We start from the raw sequence: 10,297 nt of genomic DNA on the forward strand, positions 1-10,297 counted from the left end.
CTTGGAAAAAAGAACAATCCCCTGCTGCCTACAGAAACAATTGCATAATCAATAAAATTGTCATCAACATCAAAAACCATAGTCGCGCTAAAGATCATGAATTCAAAGTACAAATTTCCCTGCGGTGTGTTGTTGTCGCTGGCGCTGAGCTTGTTGGTGGGCTGCGGGGGCGGCGGGGGTGGCGGAGGTACGAATATCGGTGCGACTGAGACGCTCAAAAGTTTTAAAGACCAAGTTCCCACGGCAGAAATCACTGGCCTTAGTAGCATGGCCGGCAACCCTGCCATAGGCCCTGGAGGCAAGTTGTATTTGCCAACATACAACAGCATTAATGTTTTCAATAGCGTACCCTCGTCTAAGAAAACACTCAGCGATGCAGACATCAAAAATATTGGAATTACAAATCCTTTTGGCGGGGGCGGGATTCAGAGTGTTGCTTTCGCCGGGGAAAAAATGATTGTGTCTGACTTCACCAACAATCGCGTGCTGATTTGGAACACAACGCCGTCAACACAAGACACCACGCCCAGTGTGATTTTGGATAAAACTTCAGCGCTTTATACGAATGAAAGTTGCTCATATTCATACATCTATCAACCCGAAAGCATCAAAGTTATTGGTGGCAACTTGGTTATCGCCGACTCTGGCAATAATCGGATTTTGATCTACGACGGTATCCCCACCAGCAATTCTGATACACCTTCAGTAGTGTTGGGTGACAGAAGTCCATGCCCATTAGCCATTGACTATGGTCAAGTGCCTGTGCCGGATGCTGATCTCACTGCCGCAACATTGAACCATCCAATGGATGTAGCTTACGATGGCGAACACTTGGTAGTGGCTGACACTTACAACGATCGCCTGTTAATGTGGACCACAAAAGACCTCCTATCGCTGAGCAACAGCCCACAAGCGGATATTGTGCTAGGCCAAGCCAGCCCCACCGCGACAACATCGCACGAATTGCATTTTCCATGGGCACTCGCTACGTACACCTACGCATCAGGCACTAGGGTGGCCGTGCTCGATACGCCTGCCACACCCAGCCTTACCGACCGTGTGCGCATTTGGGATACTGCCCCCTCATGCACGGTTTCCTTTCCAGCCTTGTCTTGCGAAGCGCCAATGGGAAATCCCACAAAATTAAGTCCCGGCTCATCCTACGGGCTTGCATTTACAGGACTCAATCAGTTGATTGTGCTTGAAGAATTCAAAGTTAGTAATATTCCGAATCGGCGCTTTTCAATATTTAACGCCCAGTGATTCTTAAATAAAGCATTCTCTCTAGACCATCCCCCATCGAAGCCAGCAAAACCGGTTGGTGCCATGGGCCAGACGCTGTCGATGCCGATGCCGATGCACTTACTGATGAAAAACCGGATTTTCACCGCGCTTTTGCTGCTGTTCATGGCTCATCCATCGTGGTCCCAAAAGACCGCGCCGGATGTGGCTCCTAAGGACAAGAACCAGCCGGTGCCTGCGCGCGCGGGGCAAGCAGCGCCCGTTGCGCGGTCCTCATCACATGCCGACCACATCAAAAGCGGCAGCTACGATGCCACCAAACTGGTGGGCGGCGAGGTTCGCAAGATTGATTTGGCCCAGGATAAGATTTCCATTCGCCATGATGAGATACGTGGCTTCATGCCCCGCATGACGATGGTCTACACGGTCAAATCACCCAAGATTTTGAAAGACCTGATGATCGGCGAACGCATCCAGTTCCTGGCGGTCGAGGAAAACGGGAAATCCGTGGTCACCAAAATCCAGCGCGACATCTGCGAATAAAGTGGCCCCGCCCGCAAGCCCCCGAAGGGCTTGCCGCAGGGCTTATTTGTCAGACGTGCAGTCTTTGCGCGCCATGACCAGCGCATAGACCGCCGGGATCACCAGCAAAGTCAGGATGGCCGAGGACAGCATGCCGCCAACCATGGGCGCGGCGATGCGGCGCATCACGTCCGACCCGGCGCCCGTGCTCCAGAGGATGGGCATCAGGCCTGCGATCACGGCCACAACGGTCATCATCTTGGGCCGCACGCGCCCAACAGCTCCGTCCACAATGGCCGAGGCCAGGTCGGTCATCCGCGGTGCTTGTCCGTTCAGCGCTGTCAGTTTGTTTTGCCAAGCTTGGTCCAGATAGATCAGCATGACGATGCCGGTTTCTGCTGCCACGCCAGCCAATGCAACGAAGCCGATGGCCGCCGCCACACTCATGTGATAGCCCATGGCCCACATGAACCAGAAGCCCCCCACCAAGGCGAAGGGCAGCGAGAGCAGCACGATGAGCGTCTGTCGCCAGTTTCTGAAATACAGGTACAGCAGCATGCCAATGATGAGCAAGGTGACGGGGATGACCACGCGCAGTCGCTCGTTGGCCCGCTCCATGTATTCGTATTGACCACTCCAGGCCAGAAAGACGCCTTCTGGCATCTGAACGTGGGCTGCCACGGCCTTTTGAGCCTCTGCAACATAGGAGCCGATGTCACGTCCCTGCACGTCCACATACACATAGGCCACCAGCAAAGAGTTCTCGGTGCGGATGCTGGATGCGCCCTTTTTGATGTGGAGCGTGGCCATCTCTCCAATCGGGACCATGCTGGCGTTTCCAGCGCCATCGGCTGCGGTGGGCACCAGCACATTGGCCATGATTTTCTGAGGATCGTCGCGCATGTCGCGCGGGTAGCGCACAGCCACACCGATGCGCTGGCGTCCATCAACCATGGTGGTCAACACTTCGCCGCCAAGCGCCGAAGCGATGACCTCCTTGAGATCGTTCATGAGCACACCGTAGCGGGCCATCTTCGACCTGTCGGGCTCGATGTCGAGGTACCAGCCACCCGTGACCCGTTCTGCGTAGGCCGATGAGGTTCCGGGTATCTTTTTCAGGTCTCCCTCAATGGCTTTGGCCACTTCTTCGATTTGATCGAGGTCCTTGCCAAACACTTTGATGCCCACAGGCGAACGGATGCCGGTGGACAACATGTCAATGCGCGCCTTGATGGGCATGGTCCAGGAATTGGCAACCCCCGGAAACTGCAAGGCCTTGTCCAACTCGGCCACCAGGCTGTCCAGACTGACACCCGAGCGCCACTCGCGTTCAGGTTTGAGGTTGATCACCGTCTCAAACATTTCGATGGGCGCAGGGTCTGTGGCCGTTTGCGCGCGTCCGGATTTGCCGAAAACCGAGGCCACTTCCGGGAAACTCTTGATGATCTTGTTTTGTACCTGCAGGAGTTCGGCGGCCGTCGTCACCGACATGGCCGGTTGCCCTGTGGGCATATAGAACAAGGTGCCCTCATTGAGGGTGGGCATGAACTCGCTGCCGATGTGGCTTGCAGGCCAAATGGAAGCCAGGGTCACCAAGACGGCCAAGCCTACCGTTGTGCCCCGGTGCTGCAAAACCCGTGCAATCATGGGCTGGTAGAGGCGCACCAAAAACTTTTGAGTGGGGTTGGCCCCTTCCGGGCGAATGCGTCCCCGGATAAACGCCAACATCAAGACCGGCACCAAGGTGACCGACAGCAAAGCGCTGCTGGCCATGGCCAATGTCTTGGTCCAAGCCAATGGAGAGAACAAGCGGCCCTCTTGGTCTTCCAATGCAAAGACCGGTAGAAATGAAATCACAATGATCAGCAGGGACACAAAGAGCGCAGGCCCCACCTCTTTGCAGGCCTTGACGATGGCCTTGAACCTGTCCTTTGCATCGTGCTGAGCGGGCAAGCCTTCCAGGTGCTTGTGCGCGTTTTCGATCATGACCATCGCCGCATCCACCATGGTGCCCACCGCAATGGCCAGCCCACCCAAGCTCATGATGTTGGAGTTCATGCCCAGCAAGTGCATGCCGATGAAGGCCATCAGCACGCTGACAGGCAACATCACAATGACCACCAGCGCAGAGCGCACATGCAGCAGGAACACCGCACAGACTGCAGCGACGATCAAGGCCTCTTCAATCAAGGTGGATCTGAGCGTGCTGATGGCGCGATGGATCAGGTCCGAGCGATCGTAAACAGCCTGAATGCTGACCCCCGAAGGCAGTGCCGTCTGGACTTCAGCCAATTTCTGTTTGACGTTGTCAATCACTGTCAAGGCATTTTGTCCATGGCGTGCCACCGCAATCCCCGAGACAACTTCACCTTCACCATTGAGTTCCGCAATGCCACGGCGTTCATCAGGCCCCAACGCAATTTGAGCAACGTCACGAAGCACCACGGCGGTCCCTGCGTTGGTCTTGATCACGATGTTTTCAAGGTCTTCAGCGCCACGCAGGTATCCACGCCCCCGAACCATGTATTCGGTTTCCGACAGTTCGATGGCACGGCCACCCACATCGGTGTTCGAGTTGCGGATGGCGTTCGTGATGCTGGTCAACGACAGGTTGTAGGCACGCAATTTGATCGGGTCCGCCACCACCTGGTATTGCTGCACAAAGCCGCCAACGCTGGCGATCTCGGCAATGCCTTGGGCACGGGTCAACTGCGGGCGCAACAACCAGTCTTGCAGCGATCGAAGCTCGGCCAAACTCTGATTCAAGCCCACGACAGCGTATTGGTAAACCCAGCCCGCACCACTGGCGTCGGGCCCCAGCTTGGGGCTGACACTGGATGGCAAACCATCGTTGAGGGCTTTCAAAGATTCAAGTACTCGCGAACGCGCCCAGTAAATGTCCGTGCCTTCCTCAAAAATCACATACACAAAGGAAACGCCAAAATATGAAAAACCTCGCACCACCCTGGACTTGGGAACGCTCAAGAGCGCCGTCGTCAGGGGGTATGTGACTTGGTTCTCGACCACATGGGGGGCTTGCCCCGCGTAGTCGGTGACCACCACCACTTGCACGTCGGACAAATCGGGCAGCGCGTCAATCGGCGTCTTCAGCAATGCCCAAACGCCAGCCACGCTGATGAAAAACGCGGACAACAAAATGACCGCGCGGTGCCTTACAGACCCATCAATGAGTGCGGTCAGCATCGGACTTGCCTTTCAAATCAATTTTGGTGATGACCCACTCGCCCGGACTGCGCTCTACGAACTCAAAGGTCATGGGCGTTCCAGGCTTGATGTTGGCAAACATGCCGGAGTGCGCGGGGATGAATTCCATGGTCATTTTTGGCCAATTCAAACTGGCAACCGGGTCATGGGTCACCACCACACTGCCTGATTCCGCATCTCGGGAGTCCAGGACGCCATCGGCGTGGTGACTCACCACTTTCTGGGCCGCCGCACCATAGCCCTTCAAGGCTGACTTCAAATTGCTCTCTGAGTCGATCAGGAAATTGCCCGAGACAACGATCGCCTCCCCTTCCTGCAGGCCACCGAGGACCTCGACAAAATCATTGCCGCGCATGCCCAGTCGGACCTCACGCGCGACCAAGCGACCTTGCGCATCCCGAACAAAAACATGTTGCCGCTGGCCACTGTCCAACACGGCCGAGTTGGGAATGGCGAGCACTTTGGCCCCCGATGTGGAGGAGCTTGTTTTCAACTCGACTTTGGCAAACATGCCGGGCTTGAGCAAACCATCGGCATTGGGCATTTCGATTCGAACTTGAACCGACCGGGTTTGTGGATTCAAAGTCGGATAAACATAATTGATCTTGCCTTTCAGGACTTTTGCCGGATAAGCATTGATGGAAACATTCACATCCTGCCCCATGCGAACACTCCCCACATCATTTTCAAATACTTCCGCCAATACCCAGACCGAAGAAATATCTGTCACCTGATACAGCACATCACCCGCTCGAAAACGAATGCCCTGAACAGCTTTTTTCTCGGTCACGATGCCCGAAACTGGCGAAAGATAATTCATCAAGCGAAAAGGCTCTTGATGCTGCTGCAGCGCTTTGATGCGTGACTCAGGCATATCAAAATTATGCAAACGCATCAACGCAGCATCGGCAATGCGACGCATATTGGCTTGCGCCTCCAAGGCGTTGTCTGCAATCGATTGACTGCCTTTGGGCAATCGAATGCGTTTGGCATACTCCTCCAGGGCTTTGCGGATTTGCCACTGAGCCTCGATCACACCCGAAAATTCTGACTTGCCGGTTTCATAACTCTTGATGGCACCCTGCAGCGCAATGTCGGACTGGGGCAGCAAGCTGAACAGACCCAGCTCAAGATCATCGCCTTTCTTGCTGGCATAGTTAGAAGCCACCAGATATTCTTTTTGCGCAGAAATCAAGTCCGGGCTGAACACCTCGAACAAAGGGGTGCCACGTTTGACATATTGGCCTGTTGTCGCCACATGGACTTTTTCTACCCATCCATCAAATTTGGGCGAAACCACATACTGTCGGCGTTCATCCGCTTCGACCCGCCCTTGCAACTGAACACTCTTTTCAACATGCCGCCGGATGATGGGCTCAATGCGCACACCCGCTTTTTGAGCTTTTGCCGCGTCAATGATCAGGCCGTTGACATCCTCACCCTCATAAACCGGTATGTAATCCATACCCATGGCATCTTTCATGGGTTTTGGCGATGTATCGGCCAAGCCCATGGGGTTTCTGTAATACATGATCTTTTTATTATTCTTCGATCCCAATCCAGCAGCATGATCGGTCGAGTTTTTACCCCATAACTGGGCACCACCGACGCCTAAGCCCAAGCCTGCAATGAGGGCGACCACGGTCACCACATGGGCAGGTGAACGAAATTTCAACATACCATTTTTCCTTGAATCAACGTGTTATGACAGGCGCACCAGAAATCACGAATTTCCAGTCCGAATATTTCAAAGATCCAGTAAAAGCGGAATCAATGGTTTCAAATTTAGATTGTTTGATGGGTGTCAAGGTCGACAAACTGTAAATACCTTGAATGCCACCGGAAGGATTTCGCACAAAGCCCCAATCGGCTTTACCTGTCATTGGATCTCTGTAGATGCGGCGTAAAAAGCGCCGAGGTTGATCCGCCTTGGGGGTGCTGTTCAGCAGTTCTTCCAATGTGGTCGGAAATCGTCCCATCGACAGATAAAAACTGGTGATGGCCAAGCGATATTGGTTGCCGATGAACAACAATTCCGCTTCCTTGTCGCGGCGCAGCATGGTCTGTGACACCTCCATGGCCGCCCCGGACCAAAGCAACAGGACCATGAGCAACGCAAGCATGCCAAGATAAGTGAACCCACCTTCTTGAGTTGTATTAGCTTTTTTCGCAGCCAAAGCTTCACCAATCGGCAAAATTGGACCCATCGGTCGCTTGCCCCTGAGCACCGCTTTTGATGTCGTAAACCGATCCCGGCAAACCATCCACCGGGGGGAGAATGATCCACAAATCATTGGCCTGGGCAATGGGATCTTTCGGAATATTTTTCAAATATTTTTTTTCCACAAGTTGCTGAAGAGATTCCGGATATGAACCGTTGTCACTGAAATACTTGTCAATCGATTCACGCATGACCGATAAGTCATATCGGAGCACCGATTCACGTGATTTTTGAAGACTCGTGAAATACTTCGGAACAGCGATGCTGGACAACAAGGCAACGATTGCAAAAACAACCATTAACTCAATCAAAGTAAAACCCTGATTTTTGATTTTTTTCGATGAAAAATAAGACATCACCATTCCCGATAAGGTATGCCATTCAGACCTGTTCGTTCAGACAAGGAATAGACATCAAAAACATCTTCGCCTCTCCTCGGTGATTGAGCGTCACTTTTATAACTTCTCAAACCCCAGGTATCTAGCGACTTCATACCCGATGGCGCAAAGGGATCACGAGGAATTTTCCTGATGAAATATATTTTTTTCCGCTCAGGACTTTTGACGTCTTCAATCCCATTGACCAGAACTTCAAGCGTTGCGGGGTAGCCGCTGGCATCCACCGTCTTGATGATGCGTCCAGCGTCATAAGCCGCCTTGTATTGGTCAATGGCCAGCCGAACTTGCCGCAAAGCCAGTCGCAAATCCTCCTCCTGATGGCGCTGGTACATCACTTGGGCCACCGGCGCGGCCATCGTGGCGATCAGCCCCAAAATGGCCAGCGAAATGACCAACTCAATGAGGGTGAAACCGGCGCAAGTGGTGCCAGCACGCACAGTGCGAAGGCAGCGCTGACGACATGTCATGAAAATACGCAAGGTCATTGAGCCTCAGCAGCGGGTGGCGCCTCTTCGGTGGTCGCGTTGTTCTCGGGGGGCGGTGCCTTGATCACTGGCGCAACGCGGAACGCATCGGTGATGAGCTGCTGTCTCGTGGATGGTCCAGCGGGCAACAATGGCACACTCACAGGCGCTGACATTGGCACGGGTACATAAACCATCGGAGCCGGTTTTTCTGGCACAACTTGGACCGGTGCAGGCTGTTCTGCCGGGGCAGGAAGGTTGACTGCTGCGGGCGGCGTTGCTGGATCAGCAGGAACCGGCACAGGCATTGGCTGAGGCATGATGGGCGTGCGCAGTGGACGGCCTCCGCCCGTTACAACACCTTGGCCATCCATGCGGATCACTTCGGTCTTGCCCGACATGATGGGCAAAATCTTGACGGCGTTATCCGTGCCCGACCAGTAAGTGGTCTGATCGGCATCAGGCTGGCGAATGTTCCTGATGATTCTGGGCGTCATGGCCAAGACAATTTCCGTTTTCCGTTTGTCCTGAGAATTGCTGGAGAACAAACGGCCGAAAAAAGGAATATCGCCCAGGCCCGGCACTTTGCTCGCACCCTTGAGTTCCGTATTGTTCAGCAAGCCGGCCAAAATCTGGGTTTCACCATCTTTCAAGCGCAAAACCGTACTGGCGGTTCTCGTTCCAATCTGATAAGCCGTGGTCAAAGTTTTCGGATCAGTCACCGTGCTGCTGATGCTGCTGACCTCAAGCGAGGTCTTGATACCCACTTCACCATCCGAGTGGATGTCCGGCTCAACATCCAGTTTGATACCCACTTCAATATATTGGACCGCACCGGTGTAAAGCGCAGTGCCTGTCGTTTGTGGGGTCACCGTGTTGGTGATGATAGGCACGCGATCACCGATGTGAATTTTGGCTTTTTCACGCTGACGCACCCGAATTTTGGGACTGGCAAGAATGTCGACATCACCATCTTGCTGCTTCAATTTCAAGGCCAAATTCAGTCCACCAGAACCGGCATAGACATTGATCCCGGAAGAATTCACACTCCTCAAAGCTTGCAAGGAAAGCCCGGCAGATGCAGCAGCTGAACTGGTGGCTGCAGTCGCCGCAGAATTGGCAACGTTCAATGTGATCTGATCAGGATAGCTCAGGCCGATTTCTTTCAACGTGTTGCGGGCAATTTCAATGACCTCCACCTCAAGCATGATTTCTGGTTCAGTCACATCTTGCGAACTCAAGAGTTTCGCCGCCAAGGCCGCCACTTCAGGGGTGTCACGGATGATGATGGAATTGCTTTTTTCATTCACAAAGCTTTCCTTCACCTTGAGCACCGTCTTCAGCATGTTTTGCATTTGCTTGGGATCAGCATTGACCAGCTGAAATACCCTCACCACCAAATCTTGTTGCTCTTTGGTCTTGGCAGCGGTAATGGGATAGATATAAACAGTATTCTCATTGATGATGCGTTTTTCGAGCTGGTTTTGCATCAACAAGAGGTTCAAAGTATCTTCTACAGAAGATTTCTGAACAAACAGCGTTGCCTTGAGGTCATTTTTGACTTCGCGGTCAATGATGATGTTGATCCCACTGGTACGGGATATGGACTCCAGAATCATTTTCAAATTGGCATCGCGGTATTGCAAGGACACAGGCCGCTTATAAGCCTCACCCAAGACCGGCAGCATGCCCGATTGAGCAACAAGCCCGGATTGCTCTTCGGTGAACTGCCTGACAAGTGCGGTGGCTTCCGAATTATTGGGGTTCTCCAGCAAAACACTTTGCAAAGCACGCATCGAAGCATCTTTTTCGCCACGACTCCAACCACTTTTGGCGGAAGCAATGAGTTCGCGATGGCGTCTCAATCGTGCAATATCGTTCAAACCTTGTTTGGCCTGTATATTTTCACGGTCATTATCAAGAACAAGTTTGTAAATATTTTCAGCTTGATCCAGATCGTCCTGATTCCGGAAAGCAGAAGCCTCATACAAAAGCTGATTTGACAAGCGCTCACGTTCTCTCAAATAATCCGCACGAAACACACTGGTCGCAGGGCTTTCTGAACTGGCCTTCTTGAGGTTGGCAAGTCCTTCAACAAACGAGCCTTCTTTGATTTGTTTGATCCCGATACTGTGGGTGTCATTGGCACATGCTTGAAGAAAACACACTGCGGCTAAAGACACCAGTTTCAAGGCTGCGTGGTTCTGATTGAAATATTTCATCGT

The 10,297-nt window shown here is 53.0% G+C and carries 8 protein-coding genes; 2 read left to right on the forward strand and 6 right to left on the reverse strand.

From position 1 onward, the window contains the following. Positions 1–96: 96 nt before the first annotated feature. Complete coding sequence (locus B9Z52_RS16425; RefSeq protein WP_146182877.1) at positions 97–1,263, forward strand: hypothetical protein; 1,167 nt, start codon at positions 97–99, stop codon at positions 1,261–1,263. A gap of 63 nt (positions 1,264–1,326) precedes the next feature. After that, positions 1,327–1,785, forward strand: coding sequence for a copper-binding protein (locus B9Z52_RS16430; protein WP_108414929.1), 459 nt, complete (start codon positions 1,327–1,329; stop codon positions 1,783–1,785). Between the two features lie 42 nt (positions 1,786–1,827). Here B9Z52_RS16430 and B9Z52_RS16435 read toward each other — a convergent pair whose 3' ends face one another. From B9Z52_RS16435 to B9Z52_RS16460, 6 genes are all read right to left on the reverse strand, one after another. After that, positions 1,828–4,968, reverse strand: a complete 3,141-nt coding sequence (locus B9Z52_RS16435; RefSeq protein ID WP_108414930.1) for an efflux RND transporter permease subunit — start codon at positions 4,966–4,968, stop codon at positions 1,828–1,830. Beyond that, entirely contained in the window at positions 4,949–6,667 is a 1,719-nt protein-coding gene (locus tag B9Z52_RS16440) for an efflux RND transporter periplasmic adaptor subunit (protein WP_108414931.1), read from the reverse strand. The genes B9Z52_RS16435 and B9Z52_RS16440 overlap by 20 nt, the downstream gene beginning before the upstream one ends. 16 nt (positions 6,668–6,683) lie before the next feature. Further along, complete coding sequence (locus B9Z52_RS16445; protein ID WP_146182878.1) at positions 6,684–7,196, reverse strand: type II secretion system protein; 513 nt, start codon at positions 7,194–7,196, stop codon at positions 6,684–6,686. After that, entirely contained in the window at positions 7,171–7,566 is a 396-nt protein-coding gene (locus B9Z52_RS16450; protein ID WP_108414941.1) for a type II secretion system protein, read from the reverse strand. Before B9Z52_RS16450 ends, B9Z52_RS16445 begins: the two co-directional genes overlap by 26 nt. Continuing rightward, positions 7,566–8,093 carry a type II secretion system protein gene (locus tag B9Z52_RS16455; RefSeq protein ID WP_369907948.1) on the reverse strand — a complete coding sequence of 176 codons (528 nt, stop codon included), beginning with the start codon at positions 8,091–8,093 and terminating at the stop codon, positions 7,566–7,568. The genes B9Z52_RS16450 and B9Z52_RS16455 overlap by 1 nt, the downstream gene beginning before the upstream one ends. After that, the coding region (locus tag B9Z52_RS16460; RefSeq protein ID WP_146182879.1) for a secretin N-terminal domain-containing protein at positions 8,090–10,297 on the reverse strand (2,208 nt) is incomplete at its 5' end. The genes B9Z52_RS16460 and B9Z52_RS16455, both read right to left, overlap by 4 nt.

It is taken from the genome of Limnohabitans sp. Jir72 (assembly GCF_003063575.1).
Classification (GTDB): Bacteria; Pseudomonadota; Gammaproteobacteria; order Burkholderiales; family Burkholderiaceae_C; genus Limnohabitans_A.